This window comes from Streptomyces venezuelae, assembly GCF_008642275.1.
GTDB classification, from domain to species: domain Bacteria; phylum Actinomycetota; class Actinomycetes; order Streptomycetales; family Streptomycetaceae; genus Streptomyces; species Streptomyces venezuelae_E.
Genome location: NZ_CP029189.1, coordinates 1,078,845 through 1,104,811, shown reverse-complemented (window position 1 = coordinate 1,104,811; position 25,967 = coordinate 1,078,845). Strand labels below are relative to the sequence as shown.

2 protein-coding genes are annotated in these 25,967 nt (G+C 74.6%); both read left to right on the top strand.

All coding sequences use genetic code 11. The features are described 5' to 3' along the window. Nucleotides 1-43: 43 nt before the first annotated feature. Nucleotides 44-16,204, top strand: a complete 16,161-nt coding sequence (locus DEJ51_RS04615; RefSeq protein ID WP_411757378.1) for a type I polyketide synthase — start codon at nt 44-46, stop codon at nt 16,202-16,204. A 106-nt stretch (nt 16,205-16,310) separates the two neighbouring features. Further along, a complete protein-coding gene (locus DEJ51_RS04610) occupies nt 16,311-25,919 on the top strand; it encodes a type I polyketide synthase (protein WP_411757377.1) in 9,609 nt (3,202 codons plus the stop codon). Nucleotides 25,920-25,967 lie beyond the last annotated feature (48 nt).

The window sequence follows — 25,967 nt, the reverse complement described above, 5'->3', positions numbered from 1 at the left end:
ACTTTGACCACCACTTCGACCACCGGGATGGCGTAAAGACATGGTGAACGAGGAGAAGTACCTCGATTACCTCAAGCGGGCGACGGCCGATCTCCGCGAGGCGCGCCGACGGCTGCGCGAGGTGGAGGAACGCGACCAGGAACCGATCGCGGTCGTCGCGATGAGCTGCCGCTACCCCGGCGGCGTCGACACCCCCGAACGCCTCTGGGAGCTCGTCGCCGCCGGTACGGACGCGGTCACCCCCTACCCCGACGACCGGGGCTGGCCCACCGAGGTCCTCTACGACCCCGACCCCGAGAGCGGCATCGAGGCGTACGAGAAGGTCGGCGGATTCCTGCACGACGCCCACCACTTCGACCCCGCCTTCTTCGGGATATCCCCCCGCGAGGCCCTGGCCATGGACCCGCAGCAGCGGCTCCTGCTGGAGACCTCCTGGGAGGCCTTCGAACGCGCCGGGATCGACCCCGCCTCGCTGCGCGGCAGCCGCACCGGCGTCTTCGCGGGCCTCATGTACCACGACTACGCCGCCCGGCTGTTCAGCGTCCCCGAGGAGATCGAGGGCTTCCTCGGCAACGGCAGTTCCGGCAGCATCGCCTCCGGCCGGATCGCCTACACCCTCGGCCTCGAAGGCCCCGCCGTCACCGTCGACACGGCCTGCTCCTCCTCGCTCGTCGCCGTCCACCTCGCCGCGCAGGCCCTGCGCAGCGGCGAGTGCGACCTCGCGCTCGCGGGCGGCGTCACCGTCATGTCCACACCGGGCACGTTCACCGAGTTCAGCCGCCACCGCGGCCTGGCGGGCGACGGCCGCTGCAAGTCCTTCGCGGCCGCCGCCGACGGCACCGGCTGGGGCGAGGGCGCGGGCATGCTCGTCCTCGAACGGCTCTCCGCCGCCCGTGCGGGCGGCCACCCCGTGCTCGCCGTCATCCGCGGCTCCGCCGTCAACCAGGACGGCGCGAGCAGCGGCCTCACCGCCCCCAACGGCCCCTCGCAGCAGCGCGTCATCCGCGACGCCCTCGCCGGAGCCCGGCTTTCGGCCGCCCAGATCGACGTCGTGGAGGCCCACGGCACCGGCACCACCCTCGGCGACCCCGTCGAGGCCCAGGCGCTGCTCGCCGCGTACGGGCAGGACCGGCCGGAGGGCCGGCCGCTGTGGCTCGGCTCCGTGAAGTCCAACCTCGGCCACACCCAGGCCGCCGCAGGCGTCGCCGGCATCATCAAGATGGTCATGGCGATGCGCCACGGCGTCCTGCCCAGGACCCTGCACGTCGACGAACCCACCCCGAACGTCGACTGGACCGAAGGCGCCGTCCGGCTGCTCACCGACACCGTGCCGTGGCCCGAGACCGGCGCACCGCGCCGCGCGGGCGTCTCCTCCTTCGGCATCAGCGGCACCAACGCCCACACCATCATCGAGCAGGCCCCGGCAGAGGCCCCGGCGGACGCGGAGGCGGCTCCGGCCGCGCCGCCGGTGCCCGTGACTCCGCTGTGGAACCTGTCGGCCAGGACACCGGCCGCCCTGCGGGCCCAGGCCGGGAAGCTCCACGCCCACCTGACCGCCCACCCCGGCGCGGACGCCACTGACATCGCCCACTCCCTCACGAGCGGCCGCACCGACTTCGAGCACCGCGCCGTCCTCACGGCCACCGACCGGGCCGGGCTGCTGAGCGGGTTGGAACTGCTCGCACGGACCGGTCCCGAGGAGCACGCACCGGGGGTCACCCGGGGCCGCCCGGTGCCGGGCAAGCTGGCGTTCCTGTTCACGGGGCAGGGCAGCCAGCGCCTGGGGATGGGGCGTGAGCTGTACGACGCCTTCCCGGCGTTCGCGACCGCGCTGGACGCCGTGTGCGCGGGAATGAAGCTCGAACTGCCGCTCAAGGACGTGCTGTTCGGGTCGGATCCGGCTCTGCTGGATCGTACGGAGTATGCGCAGCCCGCGCTGTTCGCGGTGGAGGTGGCGCTGTTCCGGCTGCTGGAGTCGTGGGGTGTCAAGCCGGACTACCTCGCCGGTCACTCCGTCGGTGAGATCGCGGCCGCGCATGTGGCGGGCGTTCTCTCGCTGGAGGACGCGTGCACGCTGGTGGCGGCTCGGGGCCGTCTGATGCAGGCGCTGCCGGGTGGTGGCGTGATGATCGCGGTGCAGGCTTCGGAGGACGAGGTCCTGCCGCTGCTGACCGATCGCGTGAGCATCGCTGCCGTCAACGGCCCGCAGTCGGTCGTGATCGCGGGTGACCAGGACGCGGCGCTGGCCGTGGTGGCGGCGTTCGCCGACCGGAAGACCAAGCGTCTGACGGTCAGTCATGCATTCCACTCGCCGCACATGGACGGCATGCTCGACGCCTTCCGTGAGGTGGCGGAGTCCCTGACGTACGGCGCCCCGCACCTCCCGGTGGTGTCGAACCTGACCGGTGCGCGCGTCACCGACGAGATGGGCTCGGCCGACTTCTGGGTCCGCCACGTCCGCGAAGCCGTCCGCTTCCTCGACGGCATCCGCGCCCTCGCCGCCCGCAACGTCGTCCACTTCCTCGAACTCGGCCCGGACGCCGTCCTGTCGGCCCTCGCCCAGGACTGCCTGGCCACCGACGCCGATGCCGACGACACGGTCGCCTTCGTGCCGCTGCTGCGCGCCGGACGGTCCGAGACCGGGACCCTGACCGGAGCCCTCGCCCGGCTGCACGTCCGCGGCACGCCCGTCGACTGGGCCGCCTACTACGCCCACAGCGGCGCCCGCCGCGTCGACCTGCCCACCTACGCCTTCCAGCGAGAGCCGTTCTGGCTCGACGCCGGACGCCCCCACGGCGACGTCTCCGCCGCGGGCCTGGGCACCGCCGACCACCCCCTGCTGGGCGCGGCCGTCGCCCTCGCCGACCTCGACGGCTTCCTGTACACCGGCCGTCTCGCGCTCGACACCCACCCCTGGCTCGCGGACCACACCGTCATGGGGTCGGCCGTCCTGCCCGGCAGCGCCTTCGTCGAACTGGCCGTCCGGGCGGGCGACCAGGTCGGCTGCGACCTGCTGGAGGAGCTCACCCTCCACGCCCCGCTCGTGCTGCCCCGGCACGGCGGCGTCCAGCTCCAGCTGTGGGTCGGCGCTCCCGACGCCACCGGCCGCCGCGCCCTCGGCGTGCACTCCCGCCCCGAGCCCGCCACCGACGCGGCCGACCCCGCCGAGGCCGAGCGGCCCTGGACCCGGCACGCCGACGGCGTCCTCGCCGTCGGCGCCCCGCAGCCCACGTTCACCGCGGAGACCTGGCCCCCGGCCGGCGCCGTCCCGCTGACCGTCGACGACCTGTACGCGGGACTCGCGGAGGCCGGCCTCCAGTACGGCCCCGCCTTCCAGGGCGTCCGCGCCGCCTGGACGGCCGACGGTGCGACGTACGTCGAGGTCGAGACCGGTACCGGTACCGGTACCGGATCCGGAACCGGTGAACAGGGTGCCGACGCGGCCCTCTTCGGGCTCCACCCGGCACTCCTCGACGCCGCTCTGCACACCATCGGCGCCGCCGGACTCGTCGAGGACACCGGCCACGGCCGGCTCCCGTTCTCCTGGACCGGGGTGGCCCTGCACGCGGTGGGCGCCACCGCCCTCCGCGTGCGGCTCACCCCGGCCGGCCCGGACACCGTCTCCCTGGCCCTGGCCGACGGCACCGGACAGCCCGTCGCCGACATCGCCGCGCTCACCCTGCGCCCGGTCTCGGCCGAGCAGCTGGACACCGGCCGGGGCGGGCTCCACGACTCCCTGTTCGAGGTGGTCTGGCACCCGTCGGCCATCGAGGCCCCGGCCGACGTCGTGGACTCCGCCGACACCGACGTCCTGGTCCTCGACGCGCCGTCCGCCGACACCGCCCTCGACACGGCTCTGGACTCCGGCGCTCCCGCACCCGGTACGGTCCTGGTACGGCTGCCCGCCGCGCCGGAGCCCACCCCCGAGGCCGTCCACGCGGCCACCCACGCCACGCTCCGCCTGCTGCGGCGCTGGCTCTCCGACGAGCGGCTCACCGACAGCCGGCTCGTCCTCCTGACCCGGGGCTCGGTCGCCGTCCGCACCGGCGACCGGGTTCCGGACCCCGTCCACGCGGCCGTCTGGGGGCTGGTGCGCTCCGCGCAGGCCGAGCACCCGGGCCGGTTCGTCCTCGTGGACGCAGACGCAGACGCAGACGCGGACGGCGACACCGACGTCGACGACACCGCGGCCCGCGTCCTGGACGCCGTCGTCGCCACGCAGGAGCCACAGCTCGCCCTGCGCGCCGGCACCGCATACGCCCCCCGCCTGGCCCGGACCGCCCCCGGTTCCGTGGTGGCGGGGGCGGCCGTCCCCTCGTACGACGCCGACGGGACCGTCCTCGTCACCGGGGCCGCGGGCACCCTCGGCCGGCTCGTCGCCCGCCATCTCGTCGCCGAGCGCGGCGTACGCCACCTGCTGCTGCTGAGCCGCCGCGGCGGGACGGCCCCCGGCGCCGCCGACCTGACCCGCGAACTGGCCGGGCTGGGCGCCGAGGTGACCTGGGCGGCCTGCGACGCCGCCGACCGGGAGGCGCTCGCCGCCGCCCTGGCCGCGATCCCCGCGAACCACCCGCTGCGCGGCGTCGTGCACACCGCCGGCGTCCTCGACGACGCCGTGATCGGCTCCCTCACGCCCGAACGCCTCGACGCGGTCCTGCGGCCCAAGGCCGACGCCGCGCTCCACCTCCACGAACTGACCCGGGGCCTGGACCTGTCGGCGTTCGTCCTGTTCTCCTCGGCCGCGGGCGTGTTCGGCGCCCCCGGCCAGGGCAACTACGCCGCCGCGAACTCCTTCCTCGACGCCCTCGCCCAGCACCGCCGGGCCCAGGGTCTCCCGGCCGTCTCGCTGGCCTGGGGCCTGTGGGAGGACACCGGCGGGATGGCGGGCGCCCTGGACCGGGCCGGCCTCGACCGGATGAAGCGCGGCGGCGTGGAAGGACTCACCGCCGCCGAAGGCCTCGCCCTCCTCGACCTCGCCGACACCCTCGCCGCCGCCGACGGCGGCGCGGACCGGGCGCTGCTCGTCCCGATGCGGCTCACCCCGCCCGCTCCCGGGACGGACGTGGCCCCGCTGCTGCGCGGGCTCGTCCGCACGCCCGTACGGCGCGCCGCCGCGGCCCGCCGAGGCGGGCACGCCGGGGCCGGGTCCTCCGCGCTCGAACGGAGCCTCGCCGGCCTCGACGCGGCCGCCCGGGAACGGCTCCTGCTCGACCTCGTCCGCAGCCACGTCGCCGACGTCCTCGGCCACGGCACCCCCGACGCCATCGAGCCCGGACAAGCCTTCAACGAGCTGGGCTTCGACTCCCTCACCGCCGTCGAGCTCCGCAACCGGCTCGGCGCGGCCGTCGGCCGCCGCCTGCCCGCCACCCTGGTCTTCGACTACCCGACCTCCCTCACCCTCGCCCGCCACCTCGCCGCCGAACTCGGCGCGGAGCACGCGGCCCCGGCGCGGACGGCACCCGCCGCCCCCGCGCGCGGCAGGGCCACTGACGACACCGGTGACGACCCGATCGCCATCGTCGCCATGAGCTGCCGCTACCCCGGCGGCGTGACCACCCCCGAGGAGCTCTGGCGGCTGCTGGAGAGCGGCGGCGACGCCATCACCGGCTTCCCCGCCGACCGCGGCTGGGACCTCGCCTCGCTCTACCACCCCGACCCCGACCACGCGGGCACCTCGTACACCCGCCACGGCGGCTTCCTGCACGACGCCGCCGGATTCGACCCCGCCTTCTTCGGGATCAGCCCGCGAGAGGCCGTCGGCACCGATCCGCAGCAGCGGCTGCTCCTGGAGACCACCTGGGAGGCCTTCGAACGGGCCGGCATCGACCCGGCGTCCGTCCGGGGGAGCCGCACCGGCGTCTTCGCCGGTGTCATGTACCACGACTACGCCGCCCTGCTGGAACGCTCGGCCGACGGCGCGGACGGGTCGCTCGGCTCCGGCAGCACGGGCAGCATCGCCTCGGGACGCGTCTCGTACACCTTCGGCCTCGAAGGCCCCGCCGTCACCGTCGACACCGCCTGCTCGTCCTCGCTGGTCGCCCTCCACATGGCGATCCAGGCCCTGCGCGGCCACGAGTGCGACCTGGCCCTGGCCGGCGGTGTCACCGTCATGGCCACCCCGGGCACCTTCATCGGCTTCAGCCGTCAGCGCGGCCTCTCCGCCGACGGCCGCTGCCGGGCCTTCTCGGCCGACGCCGACGGCACCGGCTGGGGCGAGGGCGTGGGCATGCTGCTCGTCGAGCGGCTGTCCGACGCCCGCAGGAACGGCCACCCGGTCCTCGCCGTGGTCCGCGGTTCCGCGATCAATCAGGACGGTGCCAGCAACGGGCTCACCGCCCCGAACGGCCCCTCCCAGCAGCGCGTCATCCGCGCCGCCCTCGAAAGCGCGGGACTCACCACTGCCGACGTCGACGCCGTCGAGGCCCACGGCACCGGCACGACGCTGGGTGACCCGATCGAGGCCCAGGCCCTGCTGGCCACGTACGGGCAGGACCGCCCGGAGGACCGGCCGCTGCTCCTCGGCTCCGTCAAGTCGAACCTCGGGCACACCCAGGCCGCCGCGGGCGTGGCCGGTGTGATGAAGATGGTGCTGGCCATGCAGCACGGGGTGCTGCCCCGGACCCTGCACGCCGAGCAGCCGTCGCCGCACGTGGACTGGTCGGAAGGCTCCGTCAGCCTGTTGACCGAGCCGGTTCCGTGGCCCGAGACGGGCCGCCCCCGCCGCGCCGGTGTGTCGTCCTTCGGCATCAGCGGCACCAACGCCCACACGATCATCGAGCAGGCGCCGCCCGCCGACCCGGCTCCGGACGCCGCCGAGACCGAAACCGCCCCGGGAGCCCTGCCCCTGCCCCTGCCTTTGTCGGGCCGTACGGAGCAGGCCCTCGCCGACCGCGCCCGCGCCCTGAGCGCGTACCTGGCCGCGCACCCGGGCATCAGGCCGGCGGATCTCGCGTACTCCCTGGCCACGACCCGCGCCGCCTTCGACCATCGCGCGGTGGTCCTGGCCCGCGACCTTGAGTCCGCCGCCACCGCACTCGCCGCGCTCGCGGCAGGCAGCACCGCCCCCGGGCTGACCCGCGACACGGTCACGAAGACCGGCCGCACCGCCTTCCTCTTCACCGGCCAGGGCAGCCAGCGGCTCGGGATGGGACGTGAGCTGTACGACGCCTTCCCGGTGTTCGCGCAGGCGCTGGACGCGGTGTCCGCTGGGATGAGCCTCGAACTGCCGCTGAAGGAGGTGCTGTTTGGCGCGGATGCGGCCGTTCTGGACCGTACGGAGTATGCGCAGCCCGCGCTGTTCGCGGTCGAGGTGGCGCTGTTCCGCCTCGTCGAGTCGTGGGGTGTGCGGCCGGACTTCCTGTCGGGTCATTCGATCGGTGAGATCGCTGCTGCGCATGTGGCGGGTGTGTTCTCGCTGGAGGACGCCTGCACGCTCGTCGCGGCTCGTGGTCGTCTGATGCAGGCGCTGCCGTCGGGTGGTGTGATGGTCGCGGTGCAGGCGTCGGAGGACGAGGTCCTGCCGCTGCTGACCGACCGCGTGAGCATCGCGGCCGTCAACGGCCCTGCGTCGGTCGTGGTGGCGGGTGACGAGGACGCTGTGCTCGCGGTGGTGGAGGCTTTCGCCGACCGCAAGAGCAAGCGGCTCACCGTCAGTCATGCGTTCCACTCCCCGCACATGGACGGGATGCTGGACGACTTCCGCCAGGTCGTGGCGGGCCTGGAGTTCGCCGCTCCGCGGATCCCGGTCGTCTCCCACCTGACCGGTGCCCTCGTCTCCGACGAGATGGCGTCGGCCGACTTCTGGGTCCGGCACGTCCGCGAGGGCGTCCGCTTCCTCGACGGCATCCGGGCCCTGGAAGCCGCGGGGGTGACGACCTACCTCGAACTCGGGCCCGACGGCGTCCTGTCGGCCCTCGCCCAGGACTGCACCACCGCCGAGGGCGCCGCCTTCGCCCCGGCGCTCCGCGCCGACCGTCCCGAGGTGGAGACCGTCACCGCCGCCTTCGCCCGGGCCTACGCCCGCGGTGCGGACGCCGACTGGGAGGCACGCTTCGCCGGGACCGGTGCCCGGCGCGTCGACCTGCCGACCTACCCCTTCCAGCGCGACCGGTTCTGGCCCGAGACCGGCGCCCCGCTGCCCGGCGACGCCACCGGCCTCGGTCTCGCGGCCGCCGGGCACCCGCTGCTGGGCGCCGCGGTGTCCCTCGCCGATGCCGACGGGTGCGTCCTCACAGGCCGCCTGTCGCTCCGTACGCACCCTTGGCTCGCCGACCACGCCGTGACGGGATCCGTCCTGGTCCCGGGCACGGCCCTCGTCGAGCTGGCCCTGCACGCCGGTGACCGGGTCGGTGCCCCGGCCCTGGAGGAACTGACCCTCCAGGCGCCGCTGGTGCTGTCCGACCCCGACGCGGCCGTCCAGATCCAGGTCACCGTCGGAGCCCCGGACCCCTCGGGCCGTCGTACCGTCGCCGTGCACTCCCGGTCCGCGGACGCCGACACCGGCGCCGACGAGCCGTGGCAGCGCCACGCCGCCGGGCTGCTCGCGGACGAGGTGCGCGCCGCCACCGCCGACCTCGGCGCCTGGCCGCCTGCCGACGCGACCCCCGTCCCCGTGGACGACGCGTACGAACTCCTCGACGCCTCCGGACTCCACTACGGCCCCGTGTTCCGCGGACTGCGGGCAGCCTGGCGGCGCGACGGCGAGCTGTTCGCCGAACTCGCCCTCGCCGGGCGCGCGCAGGCGGACGCCGAGGCCTTCGGGCTCCATCCGGCGCTGCTCGACTCCGCGCTCCACGCCCTGGCTCTGGACGCGTCCCTGACCGCGGGCCCGGACTCCGACACCGCGGACGGCGCCCGGCTGCCGTTCGCGTGGACCGGCGTACGCCTGCACGCCGCGGGCGCGGCCGCCGCGCGGGTCCGCCTCGCCGCCGCGGGCCACGGCGCGGTCTCGCTCGAACTGGCCGACCCCGCGGGCCACCCGCTCGCCTCGGTGGACTCGCTGGCCCTGCGGGCGATCTCGCCCGAGCAGCTGGGCGCGGTCGGCCGGGACGGACGCCCGGACTCCCTCTTCCGTGTCGACTGGACGGCCCCGTCCACCGACCGGACGGCGGTGGCCGCGGCCGCCGCGGCCGACGGCCTGGTCGTCACCGACCTGCGTACGGGCGGCCGCGCGGCCGTGCCGGAAGCCGTACACGCCGAAACGGCCCGGGTCCTGGGCCTGGTGCAGGACCGGCTGTCGGACCCGTCCGCGGACGGACGCCTGGTGTTCGTGACGCGCGGCGCGGTGGAGGCCGTGCCCGGAGAAGGCGTCCACGACCCGGTCCGTGCCGCGGTGTGGGGCCTGGTGCGGTCCGCGCAGTCGGAGAACCCCGGCCGCTTCGTCCTCGTCGACGTCGACGTCGACGAGGAGCCGGCGGGCGCGCTCGCGGTCGCCCTGGCCACGGGTGAACCCGAAGTGGCGGTGCGGGGAGGCTCGGCGCTGGTGCCGAGGCTGGTCCGCGCCACCCTGCGCCCGGGCGAGTCCGCGGAGACGGCCGCCCGTTGGGACACCCCCGGCACCGTACTGGTCACCGGCGCGAGCGGTTCGCTCGGCGCGCTGTTCGCCCGCCACCTGGTCACCGAGCACGGCGTACGCCGCCTGCTGCTGGTCAGCCGTCGGGGTGAAGCCCCGCAGCTGTCGGCGGAGTTGACGGGTCTGGGGGCCGAGGTGACCTGGGCGGCGTGCGACGTCGCCGACCGTGAGGCCCTGGCCGCCGTCCTGGCCGGGATACCGGCGGAGCATCCGCTGACCGCGGTCGTGCACACGGCCGGTGTCCTCGACGACGGCGTGATCGGATCCCTGACCGCCGAACGGCTGTCGGCGGTGCTGCGCCCGAAGGTGGACGCGGCCTGGAACCTCCACGAGCTGACCCAGGACATCGACCTCACCGCGTTCGTCCTGTTCTCCTCCGCGGCCGGTGTCTTCGGCAACGCCGGACAGGCCAACTACGCCGCGGGCAACGCCTTCCTGGACGCCCTGGCAGCCCACCGCCGGGCCCAGGGCCGGCCGGCGACCTCCCTGGCCTGGGGCCTGTGGGCGGAAGCCGACGGGATGGGCGGCGCGTTGGGCGCCGACGAGGTCTCGCGGCTCGGCCGCGGCGGCGCCGACGCACTCACGGCCGCGGAAGGCGTGGCGCTGTTCGACACCGCCTGCGGTGCCGAGGAGCCGCTGCTGGTGCCGGTGAAGCTGGATCTGGCCGCCCTGCGCGCCCGGGCGGGCACCGGCACGCTCCCGCCGCTGCTCACCGGCATGGTGCGGATGCCCGCCCGCCGGGCCGCCTCCTCCGGCGCGCCCGCCGGGGCGCTGCGGCTCGCGGGCCTGACGGTCGCCGAGCAGCGGTCCCTCGTCCTGGACGTGGTCCGGACCCAGGTGGCGGCCGTACTCGGCCACGCCGGGCCCGAGGCCGTCGAAACCGACCGGTCCTTCCGCGAGCTGGGCTTCGACTCCCTGACCGCGGTGGAACTGCGCAACCTGATCGCCGCCGCCACCGGGCTGCGCCTGCCCGCCACCCTCGTTTTCGACTACCCGACCCCGACGATCCTCGCCGAGCACCTGCGCGACGAACTGCCCGGCACCGCCCCCGACGCCCCGGCGGCCGCGACCGGCACGGCCACCGCCACCGCACTGCGCGACGACGAACCCATCGCCGTCGTCGGCCTCGGCTGCCGCTACCCCGGCGGCGTCGAGAGCCCCGACGACCTCTGGCGCCTCGTCCTGGAAGGCCGGGACGTCATCTCCGGATTCCCCGACGACCGCGGCTGGGACGTCGACGGCCTCTTCGACGCCGACCCCGGCCGGGAGGGCGCGAGCTACGCCCGTGAGGGCGGTTTCCTCGCCGACGCCTCCGCCTTCGACCCCGCCTTCTTCGGGATCTCCCCGCGCGAGGCCGTCGCCATGGACCCGCAGCAGCGGCTGCTGCTGGAAACCACCTGGGAGGCCTTCGAACGCGCCGGGATCGACCCGCGTTCCCTGCGGGGCAGCCGTACCGGCGTCTTCGCGGGCGTCATGTACCAGGACTACGCGTCCCGGCTCGCGGCCCTGCCCGAGGGAGTGGAGGGCTTCCTCGGCACCGGCAACGCGGCCAGCGTCATCTCCGGCCGACTGTCCTACACCTTCGGTCTGGAGGGCCCGGCGGTCACCGTCGACACGGCCTGCTCCTCCTCTCTGGTGGCCCTGCACCTCGCGGTGCAGGCGCTGCGCAACGGGGAGTGCTCGCTCGCGCTGGCGGGCGGCGTGACCGTGATGGCGACCCCTGCCGCATTCGTGGAGTTCAGCCGGCAGCGGGGCCTCGCGGCCGACGGCCGCTGCAAGGCGTTCTCCGCCGACGCCGACGGCACGGGCTGGTCCGAGGGAGCGGGTGTGCTCCTCGTGGAGCGGCTGTCGGACGCCCGCCGCAACGGCCACCCGGTCCTGGCCGTCGTCCGCGGTACGGCGATCAACCAGGACGGCGCGAGCAACGGCCTGACCGCCCCCAACGGCCCCTCCCAGCAGCGCGTCATCCGTCAGGCCCTGGCCAACGCCGGGCTGTCGGCGGCCGACGTGGACGCCGTGGAGGCCCACGGCACGGGCACGACGCTGGGTGACCCGATCGAGGCCCAGGCGCTGCTGGCCACGTACGGCCAGGACCGCCCGGAGGACCGGCCGCTGCTCCTCGGCTCGATCAAGTCGAACATGGGGCACACGCAGGCCGCCGCCGGGGTCGCCGGCGTCATCAAGATGATCATGGCGATGCGGCACGGCGTCCTGCCCGAGAGCCTCCACCTCGACGAGCCCACCCCGCACGTGGACTGGGCCTCCGGAGCCGTGTCCCTCCTGGACACGGCCACCGAGTGGCCGGACACGGGACGTCCGCGCCGCGCCGGCATCTCCTCCTTCGGCTTCAGCGGTACCAACGCCCACGCCGTCATCGAGCAGGCTCCCGCGCCGACGGAGCCCGAGGCGCGGCCCGTACCCGACCGGGTGCCCGGCGCCCTGCCGTGGCTGCTCTCGGCGAAGGACCCCCAGGCCCTGCGCGAACAGGCCGCCCGCCTGGCGGCACACGTCACCGCCGACCCCGAGCTGTCCCTCACGGACACCGGCTACGCCCTGGCCACGAGCCGGGCCGCCCTCGACCGGCGGGCCGCCGTGGTCGCGGAGGACCGCGAGGGCTTCCTGGCGGGCCTGACCGCACTCGCGGACGGCAGCCGGCTCGCCGGAGTACTGGAGGGCACGCCGTCGGCCGGGAAGCTCGCCTTCCTGTTCACCGGCCAGGGCAGTCAGCGGCTCGGGATGGGGCGTGAGCTGTATGACGCGTTCCCGGTGTTCGCGCAGGCGCTGGACGCGGTGTCCGCTGGGATGAGCCTCGAACTGCCTTTGAAGGACGTGCTGTTCGGCGCGGATGCGGCCGTTCTGGACCGTACGGAGTATGCGCAGCCCGCGCTGTTCGCGGTCGAGGTGGCGCTGTTCCGCCTCGTCGAGAGCTGGGGAGTCCGTCCGGACTTCCTCGCCGGTCACTCCGTCGGTGAGATCGCGGCCGCGCACGTGGCCGGTGTGTTCTCGCTGGAGGACGCCTGCACGCTCGTCGCGGCTCGTGGTCGTCTGATGCAGGCGTTGCCGTCGGGCGGTGTGATGGTCGCGGTGCAGGCCTCGGAGGACGAGGTCCTGCCGCTGCTGACCGACCGCGTGAGCATCGCGGCCGTCAACGGCCCTGCGTCGGTCGTGGTGGCGGGTGACGAGGACGCTGTGCTCGCGGTGGTGGAGGCTTTCGCCGACCGCAAGAGCAAGCGGCTCACCGTCAGTCACGCCTTCCACTCCCCGCACATGGACGGGATGCTGGACGACTTCCGCCAGGTCGTGGCGGGCCTGGAGTTCGCCGCTCCGCGGATCCCGGTCGTCTCCCACCTGACCGGTGCGCTGGTCTCGGACGAGATGGGGTCGGCGGAGTTCTGGGTGCGGCACGTCCGGGAGGCGGTTCGCTTCCTGGACGGCGTCCGGGCCCTGGAGGCCGCGGGCGTGACCACGTACCTCGAACTCGGGCCCGACGGCGTCCTGTCGGCGCTCGCCCAGGACTGCCTCACCCGCGACGGCGCCACCCTCCACCCGGTCCTGCGCGCCGACCGCCCCGAGGAATCCACCCTGGCCGCGGCCCTCGCCCAGGCGCACCTGCGCGGGATCGCCGTCGACTGGACCGCGTACTACGAAGGCACCGGCGCCCGCCGCGTCGACCTGCCGACCTACCCCTTCAACCGGCAGCGCTACTGGCTGGAGGCCCCCGCCCACGCCCTCGCCGGCGACGTCGTCTCCGCCGGGCTCGGCCCGACCGCACACCCGCTCCTCGGAGCTGCGGTCGACCTGCCCGACACGGACGGGTTCCTGTTCACCGGGCGGCTCTCGCTGCGCACCCACCCCTGGCTGGCCGACCACCGCGTCGCGGGCAGAGTGCTGCTCCCCGGTGCCGCACTGATCGAGCTGGCCGTCCGGGCGGGCGACCACGCGGGCTGCGACCGGCTGGACGACCTCACCCTCGAAGCACCGCTGGTGCTCCCGGAGACGGCGGGGACGCAGCTGCGCCTCGCCGTGGCCGAGGCCGACGCCCACGGCCGGCGGGCCTTCCAGGTCTACTCGCGCCCCGAGCAGTCCGCCCCCGACGAGCCGTGGACCCGGCACGCCGCGGGCACCCTGGCCCCCGCCACCGACACCCCCGGCCCCGCCCCCCTGGGCGAGTGGCCCCCTGCCGGCGCCGCCGAATGCCCCGTGGACGAGCTGTACCCCGGCTTCGACGCCATCGGGCTCGGCTACGGCCCCGCCTTCCGCAACCTGCGCCGGGCCCACCGGCTCGGCGACGAGGTGTACGCCGAGGTCTCCCTCGACGAGGACCGCCTCGCGGACGCCGCCCCGTACGGCCTGCACCCGGCCCTCCTCGACGCGGCCCTGCACGCCGTCGGCCTCGGGGACTTCTTCCCCGACGGCCCGCAGGGCGCCCGGCTGCCGTTCTCCTGGGAGGGAGTGCGCCTGTACGCCGCCGGGGCGACCGCCGTGCGCGTCCGGATGGCCCCCGCAGGCCGCGACGCGGTGGCACTGACCCTGTGGGACGCGACGGGCGAACGCGTCCTCGACGTCGACGCGCTGGTCCTGCGGCCCTTCGCCGCGGACACCGCCGCGTCCGGACCCGTACGGGAGGCGCTCTTCCGGATCGGCTGGACCGACCTGCCGCTCACCGAAGCCGCACGGACACGGCCGAAGCCCGGCAGCTGGGCCCTGCTCGGCGCCGACCCGCTCAAGACGGCCGCCGCTCTGGAACGGACCGGGATCCTCGACGACGCGGCCGGGTCGGCCCATCCCGACCTGACCGCCCTCCGCGAGGCCTTCGACCTGGCCGAAGCCCTCGGTGAGCCCGCCCCCGACACCGTGCTGGTCCCGCTGGCCGCCGACCTCACCGCCCCGGACGCGCACGCCGCGACCGGCAACGCCCTGGACCTGGTCCACGGCTGGCTGGCGGACGAACGGTTCGCGGCGGCCCGGCTCGTCGTCGTCACCCGCAGCGCCGTGGCCACCGGCCCCGACGAGGACGTCACCGACCTCGCGCACGCCGCCGCATGGGGTCTGCTGCGCTCCGCGCAGGCCGAACACCCGGACCGCTTCGTCCTGGTCGACCTCGACGAGGACGACGCCTCACACCGGGCCCTGCCCGCCGCGCTGGCCACCGACGAGACCCAGCTCGCCCTGCGCGCAGGAGCCGTACGGGCCCCCCGCCTGGCCCGCGCCGCCCTCACGCCGCGCGAGGCCGTCGGCACCGCCGACCGCGGGGCCGACCGCGGACCGGACCCCGAGGGCACGGTCCTGATCACCGGGGCCACCGGCACCCTGGGCGGCCTGCTCGCCCGGCACCTCGTCGCCGAACACGGCGTACGGCACCTGCTGCTGACCAGCCGTCGCGGAGCCGCGGCTGCCGGAGCCACCGAACTCGCCGACGCGCTCACCGCCGCGGGGGCCCAGGTCACCTGGGCGGCCTGCGACGCAGCCGACCGGGACGCCCTGGCCGCCCTGCTGGCCTCCGTACCGGCCGGGCACCCGCTGACGGCCGTCGTGCACACCGCCGGTGTCCTCGACGACGCCACCATCACCTCGCTCGACCGCGAACGCCTCACGAGGGTCCTGCGGCCCAAGGCCGACGCGGCGTGGAACCTGCACGAGCTGACGCGGGACCTGGGCCTTGCCGCCTTCGTCCTGTTCTCCTCCGCGGCCGGTGTCTTCGGCAACGCCGGACAGGCCAACTACGCCGCGGGCAACACCTTCCTCGACGCGCTCGCCCAGCACCGCCGGGCACAGGGCCTGCCGGGCCTCTCGCTCGCCTGGGGCCTGTGGGACGACGAGGCCGGCATGGCCGCCACCCTCGGCGAGCACGACCGCCGCCGCCTCGGCCGCGGCAGCATGGACGCGCTTTCCGAAGCCGACGGTCTGGCCCTCTTCGACGCGGCCCTGCGGGCGGCGACGGCCGGGCCGGACGAGGACGTCCCCGCGATGCTGGTTCCCGCCCGCATCGACCTGGCCGGACTCCAGGCACAGGTCGCCGACACCGTCGCACCCCTGCTGCGCGGCCTGCTCCGTACACCCGTACGCCGCAGGAGCAGCAGCGGGACGGCGTCCGCCGCCCCCGGCACGCTGGCGGAGCGGCTCGCCGGGCTCCCGCCCGCCGAACGGGACCGGGTGCTCCTCGACACCGTCTGCACCCACGTCGCCCAGGTCCTGGGCCACAGCGGTACGGCCGCCATCGAACCCGGCAGCGCCTTCAAGGAGCTCGGCTTCGACTCGCTGACCGCGGTCGAACTCCGCAACCGGCTCGGCGCCGCCACCGGCCTGCGCCTCCCGGCCACGCTCATCTTCGACTACCCGACCCCCGAGGGCCTGAGCGCCTACTTGCGCTCCGCACTGCCCCTCGACGCCGACGGCCCCGCCGTCCTCGGTGAACTCGACCGGCTGGAAGCCGCGTTGGGCGGGGTGGGAGCCGCGGACGCGGACAGCGTCACCCGCTCGCGGATCACGATGCGCCTGCAGGCCCTCCTCGCCAAGTGGAACGCCGGCCAGGACACCGGCCGGCGCACCGACGACGAGGACCTCGACGGCGACCTCGACACGGCGACCGACGACGAACTCTTCGACCTGCTCGACGACGAGCTCGGCGCCTGAAACGCCGGGCGGGGCACCCTCCCGCGCCGCCCGGCCCTCTTCTTGCACCCACCACGGACAGACAGACCCGTACGACCGCCTCTCTGGCATGGAGCCCACGCACATGGTGAACGAGGACAAGCTTCGCGACTACCTCAAGCGGGCGACCGCCGATCTGCGCCAGGCCCGCAGGCGGTTGCGCGAAGTCGAGGAGCAGAACCAGGAACCCGTCGCGATCGTTGCGATGAGCTGCCGCTACCCCGGCGGCGTCCGCACCCCCGAGGACCTGTGGCGGCTCGTCGCCGACGGCGACGACGCGATCTCCGGATTCCCCGCCGACCGGGGCTGGGACGTGGAGACCCTGTACGACGCCGACCCCGACAGCGCCGGATCCAGCTACGTCAGCGAAGGCGGCTTCCTCTACGACGCCGCCCGCTTCGACCCCGCCCCGTTCGGCATCTCGCCCCGCGAGGCACTGGCGATGGACCCGCAGCAGCGGCTCCTGCTCGAATCCTCGTGGGAGGCCTTCGAGCGGGCGGGCATCGACCCCACGTCGCTGCGCGGCAGCCGCACCGCCGTCTTCGCCGGCGTCATGTACCACGACTACACCGCCCGGCTGGACTCCGTCCCCGAGGGCGTCGAGGGCTTCCTCGGCACCGGCAGTTCCGGCAGCATCGCCTCCGGCCGGATCGCCTACACCTTCGGCCTCGAAGGCCCCGCCGTCACCGTCGACACCGCCTGCTCCTCCTCCCTCGTCACCCTCCACCTCGCGGTGCAGGCACTGCGGGCGGGCGAGTGCACCATGGCCCTCGCGGGCGGCGTCACCGTCATGGCGACCCCGGCCACCTTCACCGAGTTCAGCCGCCAGCGCGGCCTCGCCGCCGACGGCCGCTGCAAGCCCTTCGCGGCCGCCGCCGACGGCACCGGCTGGGGCGAGGGCGTCGGCATGCTCCTCGTCGAGAAGCTCTCCGACGCCCAGCGCAACGGGCACCCGGTCCTGGCCGTCGTCCGGGGCTCGGCGATCAACCAGGACGGGGCGAGCAACGGCCTGACCGCGCCCAACGGCCCCTCCCAGCAGCGCGTCATCCACCAGGCGCTCACCAACGCCCGCCTCGCCGCCGCCGACGTCGACGTGGTCGAGGCGCACGGTACGGGTACGACGCTGGGCGACCCGATCGAGGCGCAGGCGCTGCTGGCCACGTACGGGCAGGACCGGCCGGCGGAGCGGCCGCTGCTGCTGGGCTCGGTCAAGTCGAACATCGGGCACACCCAGGCCGCGGCCGGTGTCGCGAGCATCATCAAGATGGTCGAGGCCATGCGCCACGGCATCGTCCCGAAGACCCTCCACCTCGACGAGCCGACGCCGCACGTCGACTGGGAGGCGGGTGCCGTCTCCCTGATCGGCGAGAACGTCCCCTGGCCGCAGACCGGGGCCCCGCGGCGTGCGGGTGTGTCGTCGTTCGGTTTCAGTGGGACGAACGCGCATGTGATCGTGGAGCAGGCTCCGGCGGTCGATGCGGAGGGTGTGTCGGGGGAGCGGGAGCGTTCGGTTCTGCCGGTGGTGCCGGTGGTGCCGTGGGTGCTGTCGGGGAAGAGCGCGGGTGCGTTGCGGGCGCAGGCGGAGCGGCTTTCGGCTGCCGGTGTGGCCGGTGTGGCCGGTGTGGATGCGGTGGATGTGGCGTGGTCGTTGGCGTCGACGCGTGCGGGGTTGGAGCACCGTGCGGTGGTGCTGGGTGACCATGCGGCGGGTGTGGCGGCTGTGGCGTCGGGGTCGCTGGCCGCGGGTGTGGTGACCGGGTCGGTGGTCGGTGGGAAGACGGTGTTCGTGTTCCCGGGTCAGGGCTCGCAGTGGGTGGGGATGGCTGCGGAACTGCTGGACTCCTCGCCGGTGTTCGCGGCTCGTATCGAAGAGTGTGCGAAGGCGCTGGAGCCCTTCACCGACTGGTCGTTGGTCGAGGTCCTCCGGGGTGCCGAGCATGCCCCTTCCCTGGACCGGGTGGATGTGGTGCAGCCGGCGCTGTTCGCGGTGATGGTGTCCCTCGCGGAGGTGTGGCGTTCGGTTGGTGTCCGTCCGGGTGCGGTGATCGGTCACTCGCAGGGCGAGATCGCGGCGGCGTGTGTGGCCGGCATTCTCTCCCTCGACGACGCGGCCCGTGTGGTGGCGTTGCGCAGCCAGGCGATCGGTCGAGTCCTTGCCGGGCTGGGTGGCATGGTGTCCGTGCCGCTGCCGGCTGCTGAGGTCCGGGAACGCATCGCGGTCTGGGGTGAGGCACGGATTTCTGTTGCCGCGGTCAACGGTCCCTCCTCGGTGGTCGTCTCCGGTGAGGTTCAGGCGCTGGAGGAGCTGCTCGCTTCCTGTGAGGCGGACGGCATCCGGGCCAGGCGGATCGCGGTGGACTACGCGTCGCATTCCGCGCAGGTGGACCTCCTGCGGGAGGAGCTGTCCGAGCTGCTGGCTTCGGTCGGTCCGCGCGAGGCGGAGGTGCCGTTCCTGTCGACGGTGACGGGGGAGTGGGTCAAGGGGCCGGAGCTGGATGCCGGTTACTGGTTCCGCAACCTGCGCCAGACCGTCGAGCTGGAGGACACGGTCCGTACCCTCCTGGACCGGGGCTTCGGTGTTTTCATCGAGTCGAGCCCGCACCCGGTGCTGACCGTCGGGATGCAGGAGACCGTGGAGGACGCGGGCCGCGAGGCGGCCGTCCTCGGGTCGCTGCGCCGCAACGAGGGCGGTCTGGAACGGTTCTGGCTCTCGCTCGGTGAGGCGTATGTCCGTGGTGTTGCTGTGGACTGGGAGGCGGTGTTCGCGGGGACGGGGGCCCGTCGGGTCGACCTGCCCACCTACGCCTTCCAGCAGGAGCACTTCTGGCTGGAGAGCGGGGCCGCCCCGGACGCCGAGGCGTCCGCCGCGTACCCGGCCGACACCGCCGATGCCCGTTTCTGGGAGGCCGTCGAGGCCAACGACGTGGCCGCGCTCACCGCCGAGCTGGACATCGACGCGGACGACGAGACCCTCGCCGCGCTGCTGCCCGCACTGTCCTCTTGGCGCCGCCAGTCCCAGGAGCGGTCGGCGGTCGACGGCTGGCGCTACCGGATCACCTGGAAGCCGGCCCCCGAGCCCGCCTCCGCCCGGCTCTCGGGCACCTGGCTGGTCGCACTTCCCGAGGACCGGGACGATGCCGCCGGCGCCGTGCTCCGTACACTCGCCGAGCACGGCGCCGACGTACGGACCGTCGCCGTCCCCGGCTCCGACGACGCGCGGGCCGCACTCGCCGGGCGGATCCGTGAAGCCCTCGCCGACGGCCCCGCCCCGGCGGGCGTGCTGTCCCTGCTGACCCCCGCCGGGACAGGGGCCGCCGCGGGCGTCATCGCCACCCTCACCCTCGTCCAGGCCCTCGGCGACGCCGAGGTCACCGCCCCCCTGTGGTGCGTCACCCGCAGCGCCGTCGCCGTGAACCGCTCCGAGCAGCAGACCGATCCCGCGCAGGCCCCCGTCTGGGGTCTGGGCCGGGTCACCGCGCTGGAGCACGGCGAGCGCTGGGGTGGTCTGATCGACCTGCCGGAGCAGGCCGACGACCGGGCCCTCGCCCGGCTCGCCGGGGTCCTGGCCGGTGACGGGGCCGAGGACCAGGTCGCCGTACGTGCCTCGGGCATGTTCGTACGTCGTCTCGTACGGGCCCGGCTCGCGGAGACGGTCCCGGTACGCGCATGGCGGCCGGCCGGCACCACCCTGGTGACCGGCGGCACCGGCGCGCTCGGCGCGCACGTCGCCCGCTGGCTGGCGGGCAACGGCGCCGAGCACCTGGTCCTGACCAGCCGCCGCGGCCCCGATGCCCCCGGCGCGGCCGAACTCCGCGAGGAACTCGCCGCGCTCGGCACCGAGGTCACCCTCGCCGCCTGCGACGTCAGCGACCGCGACGCCCTCGCCGCACTCCTCACCGACATCCCCGCCGACCGGCCGCTGACCGCCGTCGTGCACACCGCCGCCGTCCTCGACGACGGCGTCGTCGAGGCCCTCACACCCGACCAGGTCGAGCGCGTCCTGCGGGTCAAGGTGGACGCCACGCTCCACCTGCACGAGCTGACCCGTGACCTCGACCTGTCGGCGTTCGTCCTCTTCTCCTCCTTCGCCGCCACCTTCGGCGCACCCGGCCAGGGCAACTACGCGCCGGGCAACGCCTTCCTGGACGCCTTCGCCGGGTACCGGCGCGCCGCCGGGCTGCCCGCGACCTCCCTCGCCTGGGGTCCCTGGGGCGACGGGGGCATGGCAGAAGGCGCCGTCGGTGACCGCATGCGCCGCCACGGCGTCATCGAAATGGCCCCCGGACGGGCCGTCACCGCCCTCCAGCACGCGCTGGACCGCGACGAGACCGCCCTGACCGTCGCGGACATGGAGTGGAAGCGCTTCGTCCTGGCCTTCACCTCCGGCCGGAGCCGACCCCTGCTGCACGACCTCCCCGAGGCACGGCAGGTCATGGACAGCACCCGCACCGACACCGCCGAGGACGGCGGGAGCGCCGCCGTGCTCGCGGGGCAACTCGCCGGGCAGCCCGAGGCCGAACAGGAACGGCTGCTGCTGGAGCTGGTCCGTACGGCCGTCGCCGCCGTCCTCGGCTACGCCGGACCCGACGCCGTCGAGGCGGCCCGGGCCTTCAAGGAACTGGGCTTCGACTCCCTCACCTCCGTCGAACTGCGCAACCGCCTGAACGCGGCCGCCGGGCTCAAGCTGCCGCCCACGCTCGTCTTCGACTACCCGACGCCCACCGTTCTCGCCTGGTTCCTGCGGACCGAACTCGCCGGTCAGAGGACGGCGGCCGCCGTACCCCTGCCGACGGCGGCCGGCTCCGGGGCCGACGCCGAGCCCATCGCCGTCGTCGCGATGAGCTGCCGCTTCCCCGGCGGCGTCCGCAGCCCCGAGGAACTGTGGCAGCTGCTGGCCTCCGGCGGGGACGCCCTGTCGGAGTTCCCCGCGGACCGCGGCTGGGACGTGGAGGCGCTGTACGACCCCGACCCCGACGCCCAGGGCACCTCCTACACCCGTGAGGGCGGCTTCCTCTCCGACGCGGCCTCCTTCGACCCGGCGTTCTTCGGGATCTCGCCGCGTGAAGCCCTCGCCATGGACCCGCAGCAGCGGCTGCTGCTGGAGACCTCCTGGGAGGCCTTCGAGCGCGCCGGGATCGACCCCGAGACCCTGCGCGGCACCCAGTCCGGCGTCTTCGTCGGCACCAACGGCTCCGACTACTCCCACCTCGTGCGCGGCGCCGCCACCGAAGGACTCGAAGGCCACCTGGCCACGGGCAGCGCGGGCAGCGTCGTCTCGGGCCGCCTCTCCTACGTGTTCGGGCTCGAAGGCCCGGCAGTCACCGTCGACACCGCCTGCTCCGCCTCGCTGGTGGCCCTGCACCTCGCGGTGCAGGCCCTGCGGGCCGGGGAGTGCTCCATGGCCCTGGCGGGCGGTGTGACGGTCATGTCCACGCCCGGCACCTTCATCGAGTTCAGCCGGCAGCGCGGACTGTCCACCGACGGCCGCTGCAAGGCCTTCTCCGCCGACGCCGACGGCTTCAGCCCGGCCGAGGGCGCGGGCATGCTGCTCGTCGAGCGCCTGTCGGACGCCCGCCGCCACGGACACCCTGTGCTGGCCGTGATCCGCGGTACGGCGATCAACCAGGACGGTGCGAGCAACGGCCTGACCGCCCCGAACGGGCCCTCGCAGCAGCGCGTCATCCGCCAGGCCCTCGCCAACGCCGGCCTGTCGGCGGCCGAGGTGGACGTGGTCGAGGCCCACGGCACCGGTACGACCCTGGGCGACCCCATCGAAGCCCAGGCGCTGCTCGCCACGTACGGCCAGGACCGCCCGGAGGACCGGCCACTGCTCCTCGGCTCGATCAAGTCCAACATCGGTCACGCGCAGGCCGCCGCCGGTGTCGCCGGCGTCATGAAGATGGTGCTGGCCATGCAGCACGGCCTGCTGCCGCGCAGCCTGCACATCGCCGAGCCCACCCCGCACGTCGACTGGAGCGCGGGCGCGGTCGAGCTGCTGACCGAGGAGCGGTCCTGGCCCGAGAAGGGCGGCCGGCCCTGGCGCGCGGGTGTGTCGTCGTTCGGCTTCAGCGGGACCAACGCCCATGCCGTCATCGAGCAGGCCCCGGTGGAACAGGGGTCGCCGGAGCAGGAAACCCCTGCCGCGCCGGACCGCCACCCCCTACTGACCACGGCCGACCCGGACACCACGGCCACGGACGGGCCGATCCCGCTGCCCTGGCTGCTGACGGCGAAGACCGAGAACGCGCTGTGCGGCCAGGCGGAACGCCTGCTCCACCACCTCACCACCCGCCCTGACCTGCGACATGTCGATGTCGGTCACTCCCTGGCCACCACCCGTACGGCCCACGACAGGCGTGCCGTGCTGATCGGCCGGGACCGGGACGACTACCTCGCGGGAATCGCAGCCCTGGCCGCCGGGGGCAGTGCACCCCTGCTCGTGCAGGGGTCGGTCATCGGGGGCAAGACCGCGTTCGTCTTCCCCGGACAGGGGTCGCAATGGGTGGGCATGGCCGAGGCCCTGTTGGACGCTTCACCCGTGTTTGCTGCCCGAGTGGATGAGTGTGCGAAGGCACTGGAGCCCTTCACCGACTGGTCGTTGGTCGAGGTCCTCCGGGGTGCCGAGCATGCCCCTTCCCTGGACCGGGTGGATGTGGTGCAGCCGGCGCTGTTCGCGGTGATGGTGTCCCTCGCGGAGGTGTGGAGGGCTGCCGGTGTCCGTCCGGGTGCGGTGATCGGTCACTCGCAGGGCGAGATCGCGGCGGCGTGTGTGGCGGGCATTCTCTCCCTCGACGATGCGGCCCGTGTGGTGGCGTTGCGCAGTCAGGCGATCGGTCGAGTCCTTGCCGGGCTGGGTGGCATGGTGTCCGTGCCGCTGCCGGCTGCTGAGGTCCGGGAACGCATCGCGGTCTGGGGTGAGGCACGGATTTCTGTTGCTGCGGTCAACGGTCCTTCCTCGGTGGTCGTCTCGGGTGAGGTTCAGGCGCTGGAGGAGCTGCTCGCTTCCTGTGAGGCGGACGGCATCCGGGCCAGGCGGATCGCGGTGGACTACGCGTCGCATTCCGCGCAGGTGGACCTCCTGCGGGAGGAGCTGTCCGAGCTGCTGGCTTCGGTCGGTCCGCGCGAGGCGGAGGTGCCGTTCCTGTCGACGGTGACGGGGGAGTGGGTCAAGGGGCCGGAGCTGGATGCCGGGTACTGGTTCCGCAACCTGCGCCAGACCGTCGAGCTGGAGGACGCGGTCCGTACCCTCCTGGACCGGGGCTTCGGTGTTTTCGTCGAGTCGAGCCCGCACCCGGTGCTGACCGTCGGGATGCAGGAGACCGTGGAGGACGCGGGCCGCGAGGCGGCCGTCCTCGGGTCGCTGCGCCGCAACGAGGGCGGTCTGGAGCGGTTCTGGTTGTCGGTCGGTGAGGCGTATGTCCGTGGTGTTGCTGTGGACTGGGAGGCGGTGTTCGCCGGGACCGGGGCCCGTCGGGTCGAGCTGCCCACCTACGCCTTCCAGGCCCAGCGGTTCTGGCCCGAGGCGGCCCCCGTCGAGCCGGCGACCGTTCCGGCGGAGAGCGCGGTCGACGCCCGCTTCTGGGACGCCGTCGAACGCGAGGACCTCGCCGCGCTCAGCGCCGAACTCCGCATCGAGGGCGACCAGCCGCTGACCGCCCTGCTCCCCGCGCTGTCCTCCTGGCGGCGCGAGAGCCGGGAGCAGTCCACCGTCGACGCCTGGCGCTACCGCGTCACCTGGAAGGCCCTCGCCGACGCCGCCACCGCGCGTCTCTCCGGCGCCTGGCTGGTCGTCGTGCCCGAGGACCTCACCGGCCCGGACGGCGACACCGCAGCCGCCGTCCTGCGTACCCTCGCCGACCGCGGCGCGGAGGTCCGTACGCTCACCGTCGCCGCCCACGCCACCGGCCGCGAGGCCCTGAAGGCCGCCCTCGACGGCACGGAGGACCCCGCCGGGGTCCTCTCGCTCCTCGCCCTCGCCGGGGACGGCACCGCCCCGCTCCGCGCACACGCCGGGCTCCTGGCCACCGCCGCCCTCGTCCAGGCCCTCGGCGACGCCGGAGTGAGCGCGCCCCTGTGGTGCGTCACCCGGGGCGCCGTCTCCGTGGCCCGCTCCGAGCGGCTGGGGGACCCGGCGCAGGCCCTCGTATGGGGCTTCGGGCGGACCGCCGCACTTGAGTTCCCCGAACGCTGGGGCGGCCTCGTCGACCTGCCCGAGCAGGCCGACGACCGGGCCCTCGCCCGGCTCGCCGGGGTCCTGGCCGGTGACGGAGCCGAGGACCAGGTCGCCGTACGTGCCTCCGGGCTGTACGGGCGGCGCCTGGCCCACGCCCCGCTCGCCGACGCCCCGACCCCGCCCGCCTGGAAGCCGGCCGGCACCACCCTGGTGACCGGCGGCACGGGCGCGCTCGGCGCGCACGTAGCCCGCTGGCTGGCGGGCAACGGCGCCGAGCACCTGGTCCTGACCAGCCGCCGCGGCCCCGATGCCCCTGGCGCGGCCGAACTCCGCGAGGAACTCGCCGCGCTCGGCGCCGAGGTCACCCTCGCCGCCTCCGACGTCAGCGACCGCGACGCCCTCGCCGCACTCCTCGCCGACATCCCCGCCGACCGGCCGCTGACCGCCGTCGTGCACACCGCCGGTGTCCTCGACGACGGAGTCATCGACGGGCTGACCCCCGAGCGGTTCGCGACCGTACTCGCCCCCAAGGCGGACGCGGCCCTCACGCTGCACGAGCTGACCCGCGACCTCGGCCTCTCCGCGTTCGTCCTGTTCTCCGGCGTCGCCGGCACCCTCGGCGACGCGGGCCAGGGCAACTACGCGGCCGCCAACTCCTACCTCGACGCCCTCGCCGAACAGCGCCACGCCGACGGCCTGCCCGCGACCTCCGTGGCCTGGGGCCGCTGGGGCGACAGCGGACTGGCCGCCGACGGCGCCATCGGGGAGCGGCTCGACCGCGGCGGCGTGCCCGCCATGGCTCCGCGGGCCGCGATCCGCGCCCTCCAGCAGGCCCTGGACCACGCCGAAGCAGCCGTCGCCGTCGCCGACATCCAGTGGGACCGCTTCACCCCCGGCTACACGGCCGTCCGGCCCAGCCCGTTCCTCGGCGACCTGCCCGAGGTACGGCGCCTCGCGCAGACCGCGGCGGCCGCCACGGACACGGGCACGGAAGGTACCCCGGCCGAGGCCCTGCGCCGTCGGCTGTCGGCGATGCCGCAGGCCGAACAGGCCGTCGTCGTCCTGGAACTGGTCCGCTCCCACGCCGCGCACGCCCTCGGCCACCCCACCACCGACGAGGTGGGTGCGGGCCGCGCCTTCAAGGAGCTCGGCTTCGACTCCCTGATCGCGCTGGAACTGCGCAACCGCCTGAACGCGGCCACCGGACTGAAGCTCCCGGCGACGCTGGTCTTCGACCACCCGACGCCGGCGGTCCTCGCGGACTTCCTGCGAGCCGAAATCGTCCAGGACGGCTCCACCGGAGCCGCGCCCGGCATCGCCGAGCTCGAAAGGCTCGAATCCGTGCTGTCCGTCCTCGATCCGGACGGCGAAACGCGCGCCGACATCGCCTCGCGCCTGCAGGCCCTCCTGGCGAAGTGGGGTGAACCGCAGGCCCATTCGAGTGACGGGGCCGTGGCCGAGAAGCTCCAGGAAGCCACGCCCGACGAGCTCTTCGACTTCATCGAGAACGAGCTCGGGATCTAGCACAGCGGACAGCAGGCAGTAGCAGCACAAGGGTTTGTGACGAACATG